This window comes from Halothermothrix orenii H 168 (assembly GCF_000020485.1).
Classification (GTDB): Bacteria; Bacillota; Halanaerobiia; order Halanaerobiales; family Halothermotrichaceae; genus Halothermothrix; species Halothermothrix orenii.
Genome location: NC_011899.1, coordinates 158,982 through 178,095, shown reverse-complemented (window position 1 = coordinate 178,095; position 19,114 = coordinate 158,982). Strand labels below are relative to the sequence as shown.

General features: G+C 38.5%; 18 protein-coding genes. 2 read left to right on the top strand and 16 right to left on the bottom strand.

What is annotated here, in order from left to right; translation table 11 throughout:
* Positions 1-77 precede the first annotated feature (77 nt).
* The 11 genes from HORE_RS00975 to HORE_RS12615 all read right to left on the bottom strand — a co-directional run bounded on the left by HORE_RS00975 (position 78) and on the right by HORE_RS12615 (position 9,247).
* A complete protein-coding gene (locus HORE_RS00975) occupies positions 78-2,342 on the bottom strand; it encodes an IGHMBP2 family helicase (protein WP_012635131.1) in 2,265 nt (754 codons plus the stop codon).
* A 29-nt stretch (positions 2,343-2,371) separates the two neighbouring features.
* Entirely contained in the window at positions 2,372-2,920 is a 549-nt protein-coding gene (dcd, locus tag HORE_RS00970) for a dCTP deaminase (RefSeq protein WP_012635130.1), read from the bottom strand.
* Between the two features lie 34 nt (positions 2,921-2,954).
* On the bottom strand, positions 2,955-3,236 hold the full coding sequence (locus HORE_RS00965) for an HPr family phosphocarrier protein (protein WP_012635129.1): 282 nt from the start codon (positions 3,234-3,236) through the stop codon (positions 2,955-2,957).
* A gap of 3 nt (positions 3,237-3,239) precedes the next feature.
* Positions 3,240-4,379 carry an alanine racemase gene (gene alr / locus HORE_RS00960; protein ID WP_012635128.1) on the bottom strand — a complete coding sequence of 380 codons (1,140 nt, stop codon included), beginning with the start codon at positions 4,377-4,379 and terminating at the stop codon, positions 3,240-3,242.
* A 25-nt stretch (positions 4,380-4,404) separates the two neighbouring features.
* The gene (locus HORE_RS00955; RefSeq protein WP_012635127.1) at positions 4,405-5,946 is read right to left on the bottom strand and encodes a bifunctional ADP-dependent NAD(P)H-hydrate dehydratase/NAD(P)H-hydrate epimerase; all 1,542 of its coding nucleotides are present in this window, start codon (positions 5,944-5,946) and stop codon (positions 4,405-4,407) included.
* 2 nt (positions 5,947-5,948) lie between these two features.
* Positions 5,949-6,326 (bottom strand): holo-ACP synthase, encoded by a 378-nt coding sequence (gene acpS, locus HORE_RS00950; RefSeq protein ID WP_012635126.1) that lies wholly within the window; start codon positions 6,324-6,326, stop codon positions 5,949-5,951.
* An 80-nt stretch (positions 6,327-6,406) separates the two neighbouring features.
* Positions 6,407-6,676, bottom strand: coding sequence for a DUF3243 domain-containing protein (locus HORE_RS00945; RefSeq protein ID WP_012635125.1), 270 nt, complete (start codon positions 6,674-6,676; stop codon positions 6,407-6,409).
* 111 nt (positions 6,677-6,787) lie between these two features.
* Positions 6,788-7,504 carry a LytR/AlgR family response regulator transcription factor gene (locus tag HORE_RS00940; protein WP_012635124.1) on the bottom strand — a complete coding sequence of 239 codons (717 nt, stop codon included), beginning with the start codon at positions 7,502-7,504 and terminating at the stop codon, positions 6,788-6,790.
* A gap of 118 nt (positions 7,505-7,622) precedes the next feature.
* Positions 7,623-8,600 (bottom strand): sensor histidine kinase, encoded by a 978-nt coding sequence (locus HORE_RS00935; protein ID WP_012635123.1) that lies wholly within the window; start codon positions 8,598-8,600, stop codon positions 7,623-7,625.
* Between the two features lie 14 nt (positions 8,601-8,614).
* Positions 8,615-8,998 (bottom strand): hypothetical protein, encoded by a 384-nt coding sequence (locus HORE_RS00930; protein WP_012635122.1) that lies wholly within the window; start codon positions 8,996-8,998, stop codon positions 8,615-8,617.
* Positions 8,999-9,133: 135 nt separating this feature from the next.
* Entirely contained in the window at positions 9,134-9,247 is a 114-nt protein-coding gene (locus tag HORE_RS12615; RefSeq protein WP_083762884.1) for a cyclic lactone autoinducer peptide, read from the bottom strand.
* A gap of 403 nt (positions 9,248-9,650) precedes the next feature.
* Between HORE_RS12615 and HORE_RS00925 the strand changes: the two genes are divergently transcribed.
* Positions 9,651-10,262 (top strand): accessory gene regulator ArgB-like protein, encoded by a 612-nt coding sequence (locus HORE_RS00925; RefSeq protein ID WP_012635121.1) that lies wholly within the window; start codon positions 9,651-9,653, stop codon positions 10,260-10,262.
* Positions 10,263-10,321: 59 nt separating this feature from the next.
* On the opposite strand, the gene glgA is transcribed toward HORE_RS00925, so the two are convergent.
* From glgA to glmM, 5 genes are all read right to left on the bottom strand, one after another.
* Complete coding sequence (gene glgA, locus HORE_RS00920; RefSeq protein WP_012635120.1) at positions 10,322-11,536, bottom strand: glycogen synthase; 1,215 nt, start codon at positions 11,534-11,536, stop codon at positions 10,322-10,324.
* Positions 11,537-11,588: 52 nt separating this feature from the next.
* Positions 11,589-13,157: a hypothetical protein gene (locus HORE_RS00915; RefSeq protein WP_012635119.1), complete on the bottom strand. Its 1,569-nt coding sequence runs from the start codon at positions 13,155-13,157 to the stop codon at positions 11,589-11,591.
* A gap of 29 nt (positions 13,158-13,186) precedes the next feature.
* A complete protein-coding gene (gene galT / locus HORE_RS00910; protein ID WP_012635118.1) occupies positions 13,187-14,188 on the bottom strand; it encodes a galactose-1-phosphate uridylyltransferase in 1,002 nt (333 codons plus the stop codon).
* Positions 14,189-14,438: 250 nt separating this feature from the next.
* On the bottom strand, positions 14,439-16,265 hold the full coding sequence (glmS, locus tag HORE_RS00905; RefSeq protein WP_012635117.1) for a glutamine--fructose-6-phosphate transaminase (isomerizing): 1,827 nt from the start codon (positions 16,263-16,265) through the stop codon (positions 14,439-14,441).
* 346 nt (positions 16,266-16,611) lie between these two features.
* Positions 16,612-17,961, bottom strand: coding sequence for a phosphoglucosamine mutase (glmM, locus tag HORE_RS00900; RefSeq protein ID WP_012635116.1), 1,350 nt, complete (start codon positions 17,959-17,961; stop codon positions 16,612-16,614).
* Between the two features lie 346 nt (positions 17,962-18,307).
* Between glmM and HORE_RS00895 the strand changes: the two genes are divergently transcribed.
* Positions 18,308-19,036 (top strand): CPBP family glutamic-type intramembrane protease, encoded by a 729-nt coding sequence (locus tag HORE_RS00895; RefSeq protein WP_012635115.1) that lies wholly within the window; start codon positions 18,308-18,310, stop codon positions 19,034-19,036.
* Positions 19,037-19,114 lie beyond the last annotated feature (78 nt).

The following is a 19,114-nucleotide window of genomic DNA, read 5'->3' as shown; positions in this document are numbered from 1 at the left end:
TACCCTTCAAGTATATAACATATGGAAGGGTTATGTCAACATAGAAAAATAATAATTAACTGGTATCTTATTGAAAATTAAAGGGTATAGAACAGACCATTTTCCCTGACATAATCAACCAGAGACGAATATACTTCATGTCCGGAAATGGTATTGCTATCTCCAATGATTATTAATTTCCTTTTGGGCCTTGTTATGGCAACATTTAACCTCCTTAAATCACGTAAAAAACCTATATTCCGGTGTTTATTACTCCTGACCAGGGAAATCATCACTACTTCCTTTTCCCTACCCTGGAACCCATCTACTGTATTAATCTCAAGGTTTTCAAATCTACTCAGATGATTAAGGAGGTCCACCTGGTCTTTATATGGAGTAATAACAGCTATATGCCTTTGCTCCAGCCCCAGTTTTAAAGCTTCTCCGACCAGGTCCAATACAATTTCGGCTTCAACAGGGTTATCATAGGAATCGGAATTTGGCAAAGACCGTTCCCTGGCTTCCATGTTTGAAGTATCCAGAAAAACCACCGGATTATCTGGATCAAAACCTTTTTCAGTAAAACATTTTCCCTCACTTATTTCTATGCCCAGATCCCTTAAAGTATGATTTCTTACCTCTGGAGCACTCTTTAACCTTCCCCCGTAAAAATGACTGTTAGAAAACTCCATAATCAAATCATTCATCCGGTACTGAATTTCGAGTAAAGAACAGTACTTATCTCCATAAAGGGAATAAAGGCGTTCAAATAATGATTTACTCAATCCTTGTTTATCCGCTTTTTGACTCAAGACAGTCGGAGGTAATTGTTTGTGGTCTCCAATTAAAACTGCCTTCTGGGCCTTTATCAGGGGGATTAAAGCTCCCGGTTCTGTGGCCTGGGTTGCCTCATCAATCACTACCAGTTCAAACTCCCATCCCTCGAGTAACTCTGAACCTGCAGTTGAATTAGTAGAACAGACTACATCAGCTGAATTTAACAGATCCCTGACAGCCCTTTCCTCAAGACTATTGATTTTATCAAATAATTGATTTATTTCTTCCTGGATACCGAGCCATTTAGCCATTTCTTTTATCCGTTTTGCCGGAACACCCCTGAAAGACCTATTTTTTCTGGCATTAATCCTTATTTGCTTATCACTCATACCTCTTCGCCACTGTCCGGAAGGACTGGTCAACCCTTCCTGCTTTTCTTTCAGGTCAGAGGCTTTTTCCCGCAAATTCAGGGCCTTTTTATATAAAGGATGGTCCAGAACCCGATAATCAAGGGTGTGCTCCCTTAATAAAGGGGTTACCCGGAAAGGGTGTCCAACCCGGATCACATTCAAACCATAACCAACCAGTCTTTCTACCAGGTTATCTACAGCAACATTGGATTCCGCCGTAGCCAGGACCCTTTTTCCTGATTTAACAGCCTGATTAACTACTTCTACTGCTGTTACTGTCTTTCCGGTTCCCGGAGGCCCCTGGATAAGATAGATGTCACGGGCCTGAATAGCCTTTTTTACAGCATTTTTCTGGGAAAGGTTGAGGTCATCATTTACCCATTCAATTATTTCAGGCTCTCTCCGGTACCAGCCCGGCTTTTTAATACCGAGTAAAATATTTCTAATCCTGCCCAGGTTTCCTTTAGCCCGGCGGATCTGGTCCAGGGCAGAAAGCATTCTCTGGAAAGTAATATCATTAACATAGAGATCCATTCTCAAACCCTTTTTATAAATAAAGGATGGTGGCTTTTTATCAAAAACCACTGTTATTGAATAATTTGTTTTTTCAACGACAGTTGCGGTTGGATTACTGGAATCAAGGGGGTTATGCTTGCTGATCATCACCAGGTCTCCAACCTTTATTTCTGTTTCAGGGAGTTTCTCCCCCTGCCACTGGCGAACAAATTTAACTATATATTTATTCCCCAGACCGGTTCCTTCATCACGTCCCCGGAGATGTAAAATTGCCCTGCCATTTTTCTGCCTTTCTTCCCCACTTAACCTTTTAATCTCAATCTCATGACGTTCCATCTCTTCTTTGCGTTCCAGCTCAACCAGTTCTTTAAATTTATTGACATAATTGGATACTTTTTTAGTATACCTGTGATTCTTTTCTCTCCTGTTCCTGTTGTATCCTGGATATACTTTTACCTGAAGTCCACCCACTTTGTTACCATCCATAATATTAATAACCTTTTCGGCTACTTCATCTGCCAGCTCAACAATAGCTTTGTTTTTTCTAATATTTATTTTACCGATATCATTATTATCGATTTTGGTTTCATTAATAAAGGCCCCGACTATATCGCCCGGACCTATTTTATCATTTATACCGGTTACAATTATTTCTTTCATGCTGAAACCCTCCTAAAACTCAACTCTGCTCAATTCTTATTTTGTTTATTTTCAAGATCCTGATAAACCCGACTACCAACTGCTTTTTTCTGATACAAATATTTACCCTGGTAGGGAGTTTTAGCTTCCTTATCCATTCGGGCTAAAACCAGCTGACAGATACGGCGCCCTGCCGTTAACTTAATCGGTAACCTGTTGGCATTATATAATTCAAGGGTTATCTGTCCCTCAAAACCCGGATCAACCCAGCCAGCATTCTGGATAAACAAACCCATCCTGCCTATGGAACTTCTCCCTTCAACAAAAGCAGTAATATCAGGAGGTAGTTTAATATATTCTCTGGTTGTCGCCAGAAGAAATGAATTAGGAGGAACAATTATTTCTTTTCGTTCCAGGTTTACATATTTAATTTCATCATTTAAAGTCATAACTTCCATAAGGTTTTCATCAATTTTTAAAAAGCTACTTCCCAGTCTTAAATCAATAGAAGCAGGCTGTATCTGGTACTCTTCCAGTGGTTCTACAACCAATTCACCGTTTTTAATCATCTGGTTTATAGTCCTGTCAGACAGTATCATTTTCCTCTCCCTTTCTATTTTTCTTAACCACAAATTAGCCCACCTGATTATCCAATAATCCATCTTCGCCAGACAGTATTTTCTCCAGGGCATCCAGGGCTTCTTCTTCATCAGGCCCATCAACAACCAAAGTTACCTGATCCCCTTCCCCGACACTCAGGGATAAAACCCCTATTATACTTTTGGCGTTAACAGTTACTCCACTGAAGGAAATATTAATATCTGAAACAAACTTGCTGGCCACATCCACAAAATAAGATGCTGGCCTGGCATGGAGACCTGTTTTTATATTGACATATACCTGTTTTGTTATCATACTTTACCCCCCAATTTTATTTTTATATTCTCTGGGGACCCTCTGGCTAATCCCACAAACAATTTCATAATTTATTGTATCGGCCTTTTCAGCTATATCTGTAGCCGATATTTTTTGAGTACCCTGTTCCCCAATCAACACAACCTCATCCCCGACCCTGACGTCAGGTATTTCAGTAACATCTATCATTATCTGATCCATGCAGACCCTGCCCCTGATTGGGGCCTTCCTGCCCCGTACTAAAACCTGACCCTGGTTTGATAAAATTCTGGGGTAACCATCAGCATAACCTACCGGCAGAGTAGCAATCTTGCTTTTCCGGTTGGTAACATAAGTAGTTCCATAACTTATCCCCGTACCGGGGGGCACTTCTTTAAGATAAACTATCCGGGTCTTCCAGGTTAAAACAGGTTTTAAATCTATGTTGTTAATAAGGTCCCGGGAGGGTTTCAAACCATATAACATAATACCGGGTCTCACCATATCCAGACCAAATTTCTTAAAATCTATTATGGCAGCACTATTACTGCTGTGTTTTATGGGAATATCAATTCTCAATTTGTTTAACCCGTCAAGGACCTGTTTAAACTTATCCCATTGCTCATAGGTATAGCTCTTATCCCGTTCATCAGCACTGGCAAAATGAGTCATTAACCCCTCAATTTTTATATTACTTAATGAATTCACTTTTTTAACAAAACCAACCGCTTCCCGGGGCCTGACCCCGATACGTCCCATGCCGGTATCTACTTTGATATGGACTTTCTTAACCACATTGTATTTGGCGGCCAGGCGATTCAGGCTCAGGGCTGTTTCCTCCCGGCCAACAGTGGGAATTAAATCATATTTAAATAACAGTTCATACTGGGAGGGTAATACCTCTCCCAATACCTGAATGGGGACAGAAAGACCTGCTTCCCTGAGTTCAACCCCCTCCTCAGGTATAGCTACCGCCAGACGTTGAGTTCCAGCCTCAACCAGGGTTTTAGCAACAGGAATAACACCATGGCCGTAGGCATCGGCCTTAACAACTGACATTATTTTAACATTACTTCCCAATATTTCTTTTACTTGATTAAAATTAAACTGGAGACAGGATAGGTCGATTTCTGCCCAGGTCGGACGTGTAATCCTTTTATTCACAGATATCACCTTTATTATATATTTTCTAATTTATCACCGAAGTTGTCAAATCCATTATAGCTCCGGCTATAAACTCAATTATTGTCCCTGCAGTAAGGGAATAGGAAGTTACATTATCTCTGGCTTTATCACCGGAGAGACCATGGAGGTATGGTGCCAGAACAACAGCCTCCTGTATATCCAGCCCCTGGGCTATTAACCCCGAGACCATTCCTGTTAAGACATCACCACTACCGGCCGTTGCCATTCCTTCATTACCAGTATCATTTATATATATAGTTCCATCAGGTAAAGCAATAACCGTATCTGCTCCCTTTAGAATGAGGTAAACACTATAGGTTGTGGCAAACTCCCTGGCAATTTTGATTCTGTTAGACTGGACCCCTTTTATATCAGTATCCAGCAGGCGGGCCATCTCACCGGGATGTGGTGTTAGTATTAACGGGACTTCAGACTCTTTAAGAATATCAGGAGACTCAATTTCATTCAAAGCATCTGCATCAAGAACCACAGGTTTTTTAGCCTTTTTAATCACACTGGCCACCACAGTCCTAATACCACGCCCCCGTCCCAGTCCCGGGCCTAAGGCGAGGACATCTGCTCTTTCTGCCTTCTTTGTTATAATGGAGTCAGAATTGGTATTGAGTTTTCCATCTTTTTCAGGTAACCCGGAGGTAATTAACTCAGAAGCAGTAATAGCTACCAGAGGTTGAATGCTTTCAGGAACCGCGACTTCAACCAGACCAGCCCCTACCCTGAGTGCAGCCAGTCCTCCCAGGGAGGGGGCACCACTCATCCCCCGGGACCCACCAACCATGAGAACCCTTCCAAAACTACCTTTATGTCCGTCAACTTCTCTTTCAGGAAGTAACAGCCGGGCTTCATTCTCAGTTAAGACAAAATGATCAGGCTTGACCTTCATAATTATTTCACCGGGAATTCCGATATCCACTACATGTAAGTTACCAACATATTTCTTTCCCGGGTAAACCAGGAGTCCCACCTTGGGACAGGCCATGGTTACCGTTAAATCAGCCTTTACTGCCATCCCCAGAACCCTTCCGGTCTCACCTTCAACCCCGGAGGGGATATCAACTGACACAACAGGGCAGGATTGATCATTTATCATCTCTATAGCCCTGGCAAATTCCCCCCTGACTTCACCGGTAAGACCTGTCCCCAGCATAGCATCTATTACAAGATCCGCCCTTTCAAGTTCTTTATTCAACCTGGTCTTAACATCTGAAAATATGCTAATATTAATACTCCTGGCTTTACAGGCCTTAAAATTAGCGGCAGAACTGCCCCGGTATTCATCTCCGGGTCTTAATAAAACCAGATTTACATCATAACCCCACATATCTAAATAACGGGCTGCTACAAGACCATCACCACCATTATTACCTTTACCGGCAAAAATTACTACATGACCTGGTTCCGGTAATAAGTGGCGGACTCTTTCAGCAGTTTCCCTCCCGGCTACCTCCATTAAGACCAGGTCAGGGATTCCTGCTTTGATGGCCAGCTGATCTGCTTTCCTCATCTGCCCGGGTGTAAGTACAACCACTGTTACCCCTCCTCACCAACTACAAAAGCTATCGCAAATTTCCGCTCATGGGATATACTTAAATGTATCCTTTTTATACCTGATTCCTTTGTCAATCTATCGGCATTCCCTTTTATCCGTAAATAAGGCTTACCCTTTTCATCAGAACGAACTTCTATGTCTTTAAAATAGATATGCTTAAATCCTGTTCCCAGCATTTTCACAAAGGCCTCTTTAGCAGCAAATCTACCGGCCAGACACTCATAAGTATTGGATTTAAATTTGCAATAATTAACTTCATAAGGGGTATATACCTTATTTAAAAAGCGTTCTCCCCATTTGTCCACCATATCACTTATTCTATTGACTTCAACAATATCAATTCCAATTCCCCTAATCACAGGTAATTCTCCTAACATCAATTATATCCAATTTAATTATACTGTAACTCCCCGGCAAATGCAAAAATCCGGACCTCAATTCAGGCCCGGTCACCTTCCTTCCCATCCTTTTGTACCATTTTTACAATCATACTGGCCAGATGCCTTTGTTCGTCCTGACTGGCTACATCCCAGAGTTCCTTTAAGACCCGCTGTTCCCTGTTTTCAGGTTCAACCCTTTTTTCCAGAAAATCACCTATTTTTTCTCCAACCTTAACAACCGTCTCCTCACTTAACCCAATCTTTTTTCCCAGGTTTACTGCCTGCCCCAGGTTTTTTTTCCATTTATCCCAATCAGAATATCTTTCCAATATTGTGTCCCTCCTGGTTATAATATTAACTTAACATTATTATAACCACAGGGACATGTTCTTATTAATCATCTAAGTAAATATATAAAGAAGAGTAAAATATAATTATTTTTAACCAGCCATATTCAGGACCCTCTTTAATTCACTTACCCTGAATCTACTTACCGGTATTTTTTGACGATTACCCATAATAACAACTGTCTCTGGAATACCACCCCTTATTTCTTTAATCTTATTTAAATTTATTAAATATGAACGATGGCATTTAAAAAAAGTCGAACCAAGTTTAAGCCCCCAGTCTTTAAGGTTTCCATAGGTAACATATTCTTCTTCATAGGTTACTATAACAAGTTTCCGGCCCTCACTTTTAATATAGATTATATCATCTTCATTGATATAATGTTGTTTTTTATTTACAGTTATCTGGTGCCAGTTACTTCCATTTTCCTTTATCCTGTTTAACTTCATTTCTTCTTTAATTCTCTTAACAGATTGGGGTAACCTGGTAGTTAAAGAATCTTTACTTATGTAGTCATATGCATAAACATCAAAAGCATCCCGGTAATAATTTTCATGACCAGTAATAAATATTATTTTAACAAAGGGATTAAACTCCCTGATTTGACGGGCTACCTGGATGCCATCCATATCAGGTAAATTTATATCCAGTAACAGGATATCCGGGTTACTTTTTTTTACCATATCAATAACCGCCTGACCTTTAGTTGCTTTATCCAGAATATGTAACTTAAGTTTACTCTCGCAGAAATTCACCAGAAGGTCAACCATTTGAGGGTCATCATCACAGATAATAATTTCAGGTGTCATATATAACCCTCCTGGTCAATTATTTTCACACATAAAATTATGAAATATCTACTCTACCCTTATTATATCAGAATATGTATGAGGTCAAGCTATCACTTTATAGAATAAATTTGATTTTTTATGTATTCTTTGGTAATTTAACGGTAAATGTCGTTGTCTCCCGTTCTTCATCTTTTCTAATTGAGATCTGCCCCTGATATTTATCTGTAATCTCCTTACAGATAGCCAGGCCGAGACCATGGCCTTTTTCCTTTTTGCTGGTAAAACCCCTTTCAAAGATATGTTCTTTAATCTCATCAGGAATTACGACCCCGAAAGTAGTTACAGAGATAGTTAGAATATCTTTTTCCCCATCTATTTCTATTTTAACTCTCTTTTCTGTATCCCGCGGAAGCTGTTGTAAAGCTTCAATGGAATTATCGAGAAGGTTTCCACATACCCTGACCAGTTCCCAGTCGGGAATATACTCTCCTTTAAGAGGGTTAACTAATTCCACATCAATTTTAACCCCCATCTTCTGCCCCCGGGCTATTTTACTCTGAATCAGGGCATTCAAGGCAGGATTCCCACTGCTTTCCAGCTTTTTAATTTTTCCCAGTTCTTTTACCATCCCCTTCAGGTATTTTTTAGCAGCGCTGACCTGATCCATCTGTAACATCATACTCAACATTCCCAGGTGATGGTTAAAATCATGGTACTGCATTCTTAGCTCCCAGTCGAGTCTCTCCTTTGATTTCCTTTTTATCTTCTCTATGATTTCATTCCTCTGGATTTTAAGCATACCTACCATATGCTGAACCAACCATATTAAAAATATACTCAGAATGATTACAATTATATTGATGAATTCAGATGACGTAAAAAAAGATAATTCAATATCAAATAAATGGCTCAATCTCCGGGACCAGTTGTACATATTGATAAACATTCCCTGTATTATAATAAAAAAGAGAGCCAACAGCAGGGTTGAGGTTATTTTCTTTTCCCGTTTGACCTCTTCTTTACCTATTAATTCAATTTCATCTGGAGATAAATGAAAAAAACCTTCCCTGAAATTAATATTATACCTTTTTATTAGCCAAACAATAAGTAGCATTATAACACATTGAACTATAAAAATTTTATTCTAATCAAAGGCGTATTCATAGCCATATTTAACTCAACATTAAATATAAATCCCAGTAAAGGAATTAATATAGTTTCAAGGGTCATATAAATTGTATCAGTAAGCCCAGCGGCAATCCCACCCAGTAATATAGGGATACCATATAAATATCTGACTAAAAGAATTTGAGCAGACATTGCCACAAAAATATTCATAACCGGGGTCACAGGCAAGGTTCTAATAGATAAAACAAAAATCGAAACCCCGATACTCATTAAAGTAAGTCTTTTAAAACTAATTTTTTTATCCAGAATTGATAAAATAAAAATAGACAAAATATAATTTTCTGTAATTGATAACAATAGAAGAATTAAATTTAAATTTTCCATATATATATTCCCCCTGTATAGAGGCAGTAAAATTTTGTATATTATATAATTCAACAAAAACTTATTTTTTCCTTTTTTGAAACAAAAAAAACTCCAGGTATATACCTGGAGTTCCTGTTTGTTATTTATTATTTATTATTTTTCAGGTAAATCTGGTTGATAAAAACAACCAATACAGCTTGTACTTACACTCTTACGGGATACAGCAGATACAAGGTCAGCAACTATGTTTACTAATATTTTCAACATATATAAAATCCCCCCTTAATAAGTATTTATATTTAAAATATATATTTTTACAAGCTAATTTTTACAGGCTAAAGGCCTGTCCTGATTCATTACCATCATATGTACTAAAACTTTTATATTCTGGTTATATTTTAACACTTTTAAGATTTTTTGTCAAAATGTAGTAATGTGCAGTTTTTCTGTAATCTATTACACTATAAGAGTAACTTATTTCATTCCATGTTAAATTAACCCTGGCAAAATAAATCATAATTTTTTTGTAATATTTTTAATTTCATCTTTTTTTCAAAAATTATATTATAGAAAAAGGTGGAAGTTAATGGTCTGTAGAATTATTACATAAGGCATACTCCATAACTGAATTCCCAAAACCAAAAAACACATATTAACGGAGGTGGTTAAATTGATAAAACAGGTATCTGATTCCATGGCCAGGTATATCAGAAAAACCCTCAACCTCAGTGAAAGGAGAGAAGCCTATTTAAGGTACGGTTTTCAGGTAATTATTGGCCTCCTGATTGAGATTATTGCCATTCTGGGGTCAGCCTATTTTCTGGGAATATTCTGGCCTGTTATGATAGCTCTAATAACCTTTCTCATTCTGCGACCCTATGCCGGAGGTGTCCATCTACCACGGTATTCTCTGTGCTTAATAGTATCCCTCATTGTCTTTCTGGCAATAGGTCTAATATCCATATATATCACCCTGGCAACACCTTCTCTTATTATCTGGCTGATTATAATAACGACATTCAGCCTTTTTATGGTTAATAAATATGCCCCGGCTGATACTGAAGTACATCCCATTAAAGAACCTGACAGGAGACAAAAGTTAAAGAATGTTTCCTTTAAAATTTTAACCATCTGGTTTGTTATTGCTTCTCTTGTAACTATCTATTTTGACCAGTACAGCCATCTGGTTCTGGCCAGCAGCCTGGGTATTATCGCTGAAATACTGGTACTCCATCCCTTCTTTTATTATCTGGTCGATAATTACCTTCCTGAACATGACTAAAAAATACCGGCTAAAAAGCCGGTATTTTTTGGGATAACCCAGCCAATATTCTTACCTTCTTACTGAACAATACTTTCATAAAGTTTCTTTGTCTGCCGGGCAATACTCTCCCAGCTAAAATATTTTTCTACCCGTTCTCGTCCTTTTTTACCCATCTCTTTGGCAAGTTTGTCATCTTCTAAAACCATATTTATTTTCTCTGCCAGGGATTTAGAGAAGGCCTCAGGGTTTTTGGGCTCACCGGTTTTTTCATCCTTCTGTTCGTAATTTACAAGAAAACCTGTTTCTCCATCAACAACTACTTCTTTTATCCCACCGACCGCCGAAGCAACAACCGGTGTCTGGCAGGCCATGGCTTCCAGGTTAATAATACCAAAGGGTTCGTAAACAGAAGGACAGCAAAAGACAGCAGCATTGGAATAAAATTCGATAACAGCTTCTTTACTGACCATCTCATTTATCCAGATTACTCCATCCCTCTTTTCCTGTATGGCGGCAACTTTTTCTGTCATTTCTTTTTCTATCTCTTCAGTATCAGGAGCACCGGCACATAAAACTACCTGGGTGTTCTCATTTATATATTTAATGGCATTTACCAGGTGAATAATCCCTTTCTGTCTGGTTATTCTACCCACAAATAAGACATATGGTTTATCAAGATCGATACCATATTTCCTTCTATATGTATCACTATCAGTATACCTGTACTGGTCTAGATCGATACCATTGTATATTACCTCTACCCTGTCTTCATCAACATCATAATATTTTAAGATATCCTTTTTCATTTCACCGGAAACAGCAATCACTTTATCAGAATTCTCTATTCCCATTTTTTCCATCCAGAGACTGAGCTGGTACCCGCGACCCAGCTGTTCTTCCTTCCACGGCCTTAAAGGTTCCAGACTATGTATTGTAGTTACCAGGGGTATATTATACAATTTTTTAGCCAGAAAACCTGCCATAAAAGTATACCAGGTATGGGCATGAACCAGATGAGAATCTATTGGGTCCTTTACCATAGCCAGATCAACTGAAAAAGGATCCAGTACCTTACGGAAGCGAATGTCACTTCCCTCACTTAAATCTTCCCAGGGGTGATAACCGGTTACATCTATCCCCTTTTTATTACCCTCCTGATCACCAAAACACCTGACTTCAACATTCATTATATCTTTTAAAGCCCCTGTTAAATAATCAACATGGACCCCGGCCCCACCATATATATATGGTGGGTATTCCTTGGTTAGCATGGTTACTTTCAAATTATCCATTATGATACCTCCTTATAATATTTGATAATTTTTGTTACCCCTGTTATAGCTCTCAGTCAGCGATTTCTTCCACACAGTCCAGTATCCCCTGGAGCGGAATGTGCAACCAGTCTGGTCTATTATTGATCTCATATATCCCTTCATACAGAGCTTTTTCAATCTTAAACAGGGCCAGCACCTGGTCAAATTTATCTTCAGGTGGTAAAAAGTCTCCATTATTTTCTCTTATCTTATTCTGATACCCTGTCAAGAAAGATGTCCGGGCCTCTTCCTCCCATAGTGAGATTGCTTTAATAAATCTTCCCCGGTCATTTATACCCTGATTCTTTTTAACAAAATCAAAGTAGCCCGCATAACCAGCATAGTTAAAGGATCTCATCATTCCGGCTATATCTTTTAATGGAGAATACTTCATGCGGCGATGCTGAATACTCTTTAAAGGCTCGCCCTCAAAGTCAAGGACCATAAAATCATCTTCAGTCTTTAATATTTGCTCTAAATGAAGGTCCCCGTGAACCCTCATATATTTACCCAGTGAATCCTTTAATCCAAAAATGCGCTTTACTGCTCCAAATATTGTTTTTTCCTTATCAAGGACCATGTTTAGCACCCTGTAATAGTTATAATCATTATTGATATTATTCTTGTTTTTCTTAAGTAATTTAAAGAGTAACTCTGTATTCTGTTGTACTTCTTCATGCCAGGCTTCAATTTCTGCCAGGGTTGGCTTCCGTGGTTTAAAATTATCCTGCTCTATTCCAGACAGGGATAGATGTAGTTCACCAATGACCTCACCCAGGTATTCCATCTCTTCAATAAAGGGGTCAAGGTATGTAAACAGGGAGTCCTTCCCCGGGTTATCACTTACATAATGCAAATAACGCGAGAGGAAACGCTGGGTATAAGCCCAGACATCCCCCTCGTTATTTACATATTGTTCGATAAGACAGATGTCATAATTGATATTATTCTTTTGATAGGAGACATATCCTTTTATTTCGGGAAAATTTCTGAAACCGGTTTCTCTGATAAGTGATAATCCTATTTCCAGATCAGGATTGACCCCGGGTACCATTTTTCGATAAGTCTTTATAATACTGCTTCTTTCGATTAAAGCCAGACTATTACTTGAAACCTCTGTCAACGAATAAGACCTGGTAACATTATTATAATAATTTAATAATTCAGCCTGAAGATAGCCTCCTTTTTCCATTTCAAGACTACCTTCTCTTTTAACAAACTCATCGAGAACCCTGTTATATTCCAGCGAATATATCCCCTCATATACATAAGCTGTATATGAGGTGTTTTCTATCTCCAGTAACAAAAGGCATTTTTCATCATAATTTTTATTTATTACCAGTGGTAAATAATATAGTTCTTCATACCCTGTATTGTTGACCCGATCCTGCATATGAAAGGAGACAACTGCTGGAATTACCAGTCTTTCATCAGGTTTATACTCTAATACACCATAGTCTACTAGCTCTACACCTATTAAGTCATCGGCCTTTTTCCTGAACCACCGGGTCTCCTTAAATTTTTTCGGTTCTATTGATGAAATAATATTATCTAGTTCTTTTATTATTTCACCAAAAGAATATGCCGTTACTAAAGCCATATTTAACACCTTCCACCACAATAGATTGTTTATCCCCCTATCTCTTTTAGAGAATCTGCTGCAATCTCTGGAGGGGTAGGATTAATATGATAGCCAGTTCCCAGTTCAAAAACGGCCATTATTGCCAGCCTGGGTAAAATTTCAATATGCCAGTGGTAATAATCCCTGTCAACCCCATCCACAGGATTGCTGTGAACCACAATATTATAGGGAGGATAGTCAAATCCTAGTTCCAGTTTTTTTACAATGCCCTGGAGCATTTCAGTTAATTCCCCGAATTCTTTACCTGTTAATTTCCCAAAACAATTGTTATGTTCTTTGGGTAAAATCCATGTTTCAAAGGGAAAACGGGATGCATAGGGACAGAGGGCTACAAAATAATCATTTTCGGCAACAATCCTGCTTCCATCCTTTAATTCTTCTTCAATCATTTCACAATAGGGACAGGTACCGTGTTTCCTGTAATAATTTTCGGTGCCTTTAAGCTCATCCATAACATTGGTGGGAATCAATGGTGTAGAAATTATTTGCCAGTGGGGGTGCTCCAGAGAGGCCCCAGCTGTTGGACCAAAATTCTTAAAAACCTGGACATAGCTAATATTCTCATCACTACCCAGTTCATTATAACGATCCCTTATCATCTTTAATAGATTATTGACATGCTCTGGTTCATGACTACCCAGGGTGGAATCATGCCTGGGGGACTCAATCACTACTTCAGCTGCTCCCCGACCGGTTACATATGAATAGATGCCATCTTTACAGTCTTTCAGTTCAATATCGGGCTTAACTGCTCCAAACTTATTGGGAACTATCCTGATTTCCCAGCCAGGTGTATCCGGTTCTGTATTTTCATCTGGTCTTAAAGCAGCAACTTCGGGGGGAGTTTCCTGTTCATTTCCATAACAAAATGGGCAGAATCCACCTTTTTTGGGAGGCCTTTTATGTGCAAAATCATGTGGCCTTTTACTCCTTTCTACAGCAATTACTACATAATTACCTGTAATAATATCTTTTCTTATTTCAGACATGGTATACAACTCCTCCTATTATAATTTATGGTAGATAGTTAACTTAAGATTGTCTAAGCCCTAACAATCCCTAACTTTCCCACCTTTGGCAAACGTTTGCACTGTTATACCTTATTACACACTTTTTTACTTCTACATGGGTATCCTCAACTCCTTCCAGTAATAATAATTTTTTTACTTTTTAAAATATATTATAGTATGGAGAGGCAGATTATGCCCCTCCATAAATATTATTAAATTCACTGAGAACTTATTCCACAGTCACACTTTTGGCCAGATTGCGGGGCTGATCAACATCAAAACCCCGGCCTACGGCTGTATAATATGCCAGAAGCTGAAGCGGAATAACTGCCAGCAGGCCACTGAAAAATTCATTACACTCAGGAATAAAAATAACATCATCAACAGCTTTTTCAACCTCCGCATCTCCTGCAATAGCAACAGCTGTTATATTGGCACCCCTGGCTTTAACTTCTTTTATATTACTCAACATTTTATCATACAGTGATCTCCTGGTCACAACGGCAACTACCGGAATCCCCTCTTCTATTAAAGCTAAAGGACCGTGTTTTAACTCCCCGGCTGGATAAGCTTCAGCATGAAGGTATGATATTTCTTTTAACTTTAAAGCACCCTCCAGGGCAATGGTATAATCAAAGTTACGGCCAATATAGAAGGAATTATCATAATCAATAAAATATCTGGCCTTTTCTTTCGCCTTCTCTTCAGAGACCTTAATAGTCTCAGAAGCCAGCTCCGGAAGTCTAATTAAGTCAGATACAAGTCCCATATATTCATCGTCATTAATTGTTCCTTTAATTTTAGCAAATTGAACGGCCAGCAGATAAAAAACAGAGACCATGGTTAAATAGGCTTTGGTCGAAGCTACAGCAATTTCAGGCCCGGCCTTGAGATAAAGAACCCGGTCAGCCTCACGGGCTATAGTACTGCCGACTACATTTGTCAGGGCCAGTACCTCGGCCCCTTTTTCCCGGGCTAGTCTCAATCCAGCCAGGGTATCGGCTGTTTCCCCTGACTGACTAACAACAATTACCAGAGTATCCTTATCAATAATGGGATTAGAATACCTGAATTCTGAGGCAACATCAACTTTAACCGGTATCCGCGCCAGTTCCTCAATGATATATTTACCGACCATTCCCGAATAATAGGCCGTTCCACAGGCTACAACCTGTATCTGGCTGTATTTTTTTAATTCTTCTGCTGTTAATCCAATTTCATCAAGGTTAACACCTTGAGTAGATACCCTGTTGGCAAGAACCCGTCTTAAAGCATCTGGTTGTTCGTGTATTTCTTTTAACATATAGTGCTCATACCCATTTTTTTCAGCCATTTCCGGGTCCCAGTCAACCTTAAATATCTCTTTATCAATACTGACTCCATTTTTATCATAGATTACTACTTTATCCTTACTAACTTCAGCTATCTCTCCATCATCAAGGATATAAAAGCTTCTGGTGTTATTAAGGAAAGCGGGTATATCAGAGGCAATATAGTTTTCCCCCTGGCCTTTCCCGATAATTAAAGGGCTATCTTTTCTTACAGCAATTATTTTATTCGGCTCCTCTTTTGTCATAACAGCCAGGGCATATGAACCATCCAGCTTCTGCACAGCTTTAAAAACGGCATCTTTCAAATCGCCATTATAATAGTCTTCTATTAAATGTGCTATAACCTCAGTATCGGTATCAGACACAAAGCTATGCCCCGCAGCCTCTAACCCTTCTTTTAACTCCTGGAAGTTCTCAATTATACCATTATGAACCACTACAATATTCTCGTGGCAATCATAATGAGGATGTGAATTTTTCTCAGAAGGAACTCCATGGGTTGCCCACCGGGTATGGCCAATTCCAGCTGTTCCGGCCGGAGGGCTGGAAAAAACGATGTTCTCCAGTTCCTTCAACTTACCTGCTTTTTTAACAACATTAATATTATAACCATCACTTACAGCTATACCTGCCGAATCATAACCTCTATATTCAAGTCGTTTTAATCCTTCAAGTAATATCGATGGGGCTTCTTCTTCCCCTATATATCCAACAATTCCGCACATGTTTTGTTACCTCCAGGTTTATTATTTAGTTTTTTTCTGCCTGTCATTCCCTTTGTTCCGTAGATCACTCCACGGGTTTGAGGAATGACTTCAGGCCCGGCAGAAGGCCTGGGGGCATCCGCCGATCATTTCGATAACCCCCTCCCTCGTCAACTTAGATGAAGATAATATTTTCATCTAAGTCCAGGCGCTTTTCTTTAAATATTAAAAACCTCAATGCTTAATTCTCGTTTTTCATCACCTCCTTTTCCTTTAAAATAAAGAATAAAACTCATCAATGACATACATAATAAATTATATCATAATAAGTTGAACAATTTAAATAACAATGATTACTACTAATTGCTTAATTTAGCTCTTCTTCGATAATACTACCCAGTTTCTTTTCCAGTTCAAGTAACCGTTTTTCATCCTTGCCTTCCAGCATAAGCCTGATAACCGGTTCAGTCCCTGAGGCCCTGACAAATACCCTGCCTTCTGTTCCCAATAATTGTTCAGCCTTACTGATCTCCTGCTTAATTAGCTCACTGGTTTTAAGCTTTTGTTTGTATTTAACCTTTATATTAGCCAGCCTCTGGGGCCACGGTTTTAGGACAGCTGCCAGTTCACTTAACTTATGTCCTGTTCTTTTAACTATATTTACAACCTGAAGGGCTGTCAACACGCCATCCCCTGTATTATTATAATCCAGGAAAATAATATGGCCTGATTTCTCGCCTCCTAGGTTATAACCATTTTCTAACATTTCCTTGAGGACATATCTATCACCATTTTTGGTTATAACCACCTGTCCTCCCTTTTCTTCCATAATTTCTTTTAAAGCCAGGTTACTGTAAGGTGTGGTTACCAGGGTGTTTTTATTGAGTACTCCCCTCTCCATCATATCAAGGGCACATATAGCCATAATTTTATCACCATCAACTACCTGACCCCGTTCATCAACCATAATAACCCTGTCAGCATCACCATCATGGGCAATACCCAGGTCTGCCTTTTCATCAATAACCTTCTGTCTCAGGATCTCGGGGTTTGTAGAACCACAATTGACATTAATTTTGTGACCATCTGAGCTCCCATTGATAACCATGACATCAGCCCTCAGTTTTTTCAAAACTTCTGGAGCAACTTTATAGGCAGCTCCATTGGCACAGTCAACAACTATTTTCAGTCCTGAAAAATCTGAGTCAACTGTCTCCTTCAAATAATCAACATACTTATGGTAATATTCAGGGGCAGAATCAACTACCCCGATCTTCTCATGGGTGGGGTAGGGTATGGTCTCCAGTTTATTAAAAATTAAATTTTCAATCTCATCCTCCATTTCATCGGTAAGTTTATAACCTTTTTGGTTAAAAAACTTTATACCGTTGTCGGCAATAGGATTGTGAGAGGCAGAAATCATTACCCCTCCCTGGACATCAAGACTTGAGGTTAAAAAAGATACCCCTGGTGTCGGAATAATACCGAGCTTAATAACATCAATGCCTGCAGAGGTCAAACCGGCTACCAGCCCGGCTTCCAGCATATCACCCGAAATCCGGGTATCCTTACCAATTAAAACTACCGGTTTTTTGCCTCCCTTATAATCTCTGGTTAAATAATAACCTCCTGCCCTTCCCAGTTTATAGGCCAGTTCACCTGTAAGTTCTTTGTTTGCTACTCCTCTGACACCGTCTGTTCCAAATAATTTACCCATAATCTCACCTCTTGATCAATTTTAACCACGAAGTTATTATACTAAAATTTATGTTTTAAAACAAGATAACTAATATTTTGTTTAACAACTACTATTTTCGATAAAAATATATAATAAACCTGCTTTTTCCTTAAGTTAATTTATATATTCTTTTAGGATTTGTCAGGGCTTTCTACAATTAATTCTTCTGAAATCATAAATTATTTGTAGCTTAAATATAACAGTAAATTAATATTTTTTAAACCCCGGGTTAACATGGGTGTGAGCAGAATGCCCCAATATAGTGGATAAAAGAGGATTTTATTAACTTGTAGCGAAATTTTAATTGGTGAAAGGAGAGAAAAAAATGAAAGAAAGACCGCTTTATGTACATAAAATTAACTATAAAGATATCCTTATTATTGTGGGGTTCTGGTACTTTATGGCTGCTTTTGGTTACCTGACCAGGGGACTGGTATTCCCCTACACCCCGGTTTTAACAAGTATATTTCACTTTTTGTTCGTCATCAGTGGCAGGTTAATTTTTCTTGCTCTGGTAATCTTCTATCTTGTTTCATTATATGGAGTTGATTTTAGAACACTTGGCCTTTCTACTAAAAATTTAAAAAAAGAAATTTTACTGGGGACTTCCCTTATCTTTAGTCTACTGTTTGCTGTTTTGTTTCTTGTAAATATCCCCTTAAGTTATAAATCATTATCCGGGTCTAACTTTAACCCCCTGTATACTTTTGATAAGCCGGAACATTTTATTAATAGCATTTTTTCTGTTATCATAATTTACCCGGGTACCATTATTATTGCTTTAAGTGAAGCCTTCCTTTTAATTAACATATTTTACAGGACTTTACTGGGAAAATTAAAACCCTTCCCGGGACTTATCATAAGTTCATTTGCATATTCTATATTACTGTTAACCAGTGGCCCTACTCAAATTATAATTAAATTTATAGCTGCTTTTATAACAATTTTCTTATACCGTAAAACCAGGTCGTTAATCACTCCATCTATCTTTCTGGCCGGTTACTATACCTTCTATATTATTTACATATATGGTTGGGAATTTATCAAATTTTAATCCCTTTAAAAACTATCCTCATTTATTATATGCACCATCTCCTGTTTCCGGGACTTTTTTAACATTTTTTATATCAGG

Bases quoted from the DNA above. Each gene is read 5' to 3' on its own strand.
- HORE_RS00975 (WP_012635131.1), bottom strand. From the start codon at position 2,342: ATGAAAGAAATAATTGTAACCGGTATAAATGATAAAATAGGTCCGGGC.
- dcd (WP_012635130.1), bottom strand. From the start codon at position 2,920: ATGATACTGTCTGACAGGACTATAAACCAGATGATTAAAAACGGTGAA.
- HORE_RS00965 (WP_012635129.1), bottom strand. From the start codon at position 3,236: ATGATAACAAAACAGGTATATGTCAATATAAAAACAGGTCTCCATGCC.
- HORE_RS00940 (WP_012635124.1), bottom strand. From the start codon at position 7,504: ATGACACCTGAAATTATTATCTGTGATGATGACCCTCAAATGGTTGAC.
- HORE_RS00935 (WP_012635123.1), bottom strand. From the start codon at position 8,600: ATGCTACTTATTGTTTGGCTAATAAAAAGGTATAATATTAATTTCAGG.
- HORE_RS00930 (WP_012635122.1), bottom strand. From the start codon at position 8,998: ATGGAAAATTTAAATTTAATTCTTCTATTGTTATCAATTACAGAAAAT.
- HORE_RS12615 (WP_083762884.1), bottom strand. From the start codon at position 9,247: ATGTTGAAAATATTAGTAAACATAGTTGCTGACCTTGTATCTGCTGTA.
- glgA (WP_012635120.1), bottom strand. From the start codon at position 11,536: ATGGATAATTTGAAAGTAACCATGCTAACCAAGGAATACCCACCATAT.
- HORE_RS00915 (WP_012635119.1), bottom strand. From the start codon at position 13,157: ATGGCTTTAGTAACGGCATATTCTTTTGGTGAAATAATAAAAGAACTA.
- galT (WP_012635118.1), bottom strand. From the start codon at position 14,188: ATGTCTGAAATAAGAAAAGATATTATTACAGGTAATTATGTAGTAATT.
- glmS (WP_012635117.1), bottom strand. From the start codon at position 16,265: ATGTGCGGAATTGTTGGATATATAGGGGAAGAAGAAGCCCCATCGATA.
- glmM (WP_012635116.1), bottom strand. From the start codon at position 17,961: ATGGGTAAATTATTTGGAACAGACGGTGTCAGAGGAGTAGCAAACAAA.
- HORE_RS00895 (WP_012635115.1), top strand. From the start codon at position 18,308: ATGAAAGAAAGACCGCTTTATGTACATAAAATTAACTATAAAGATATC.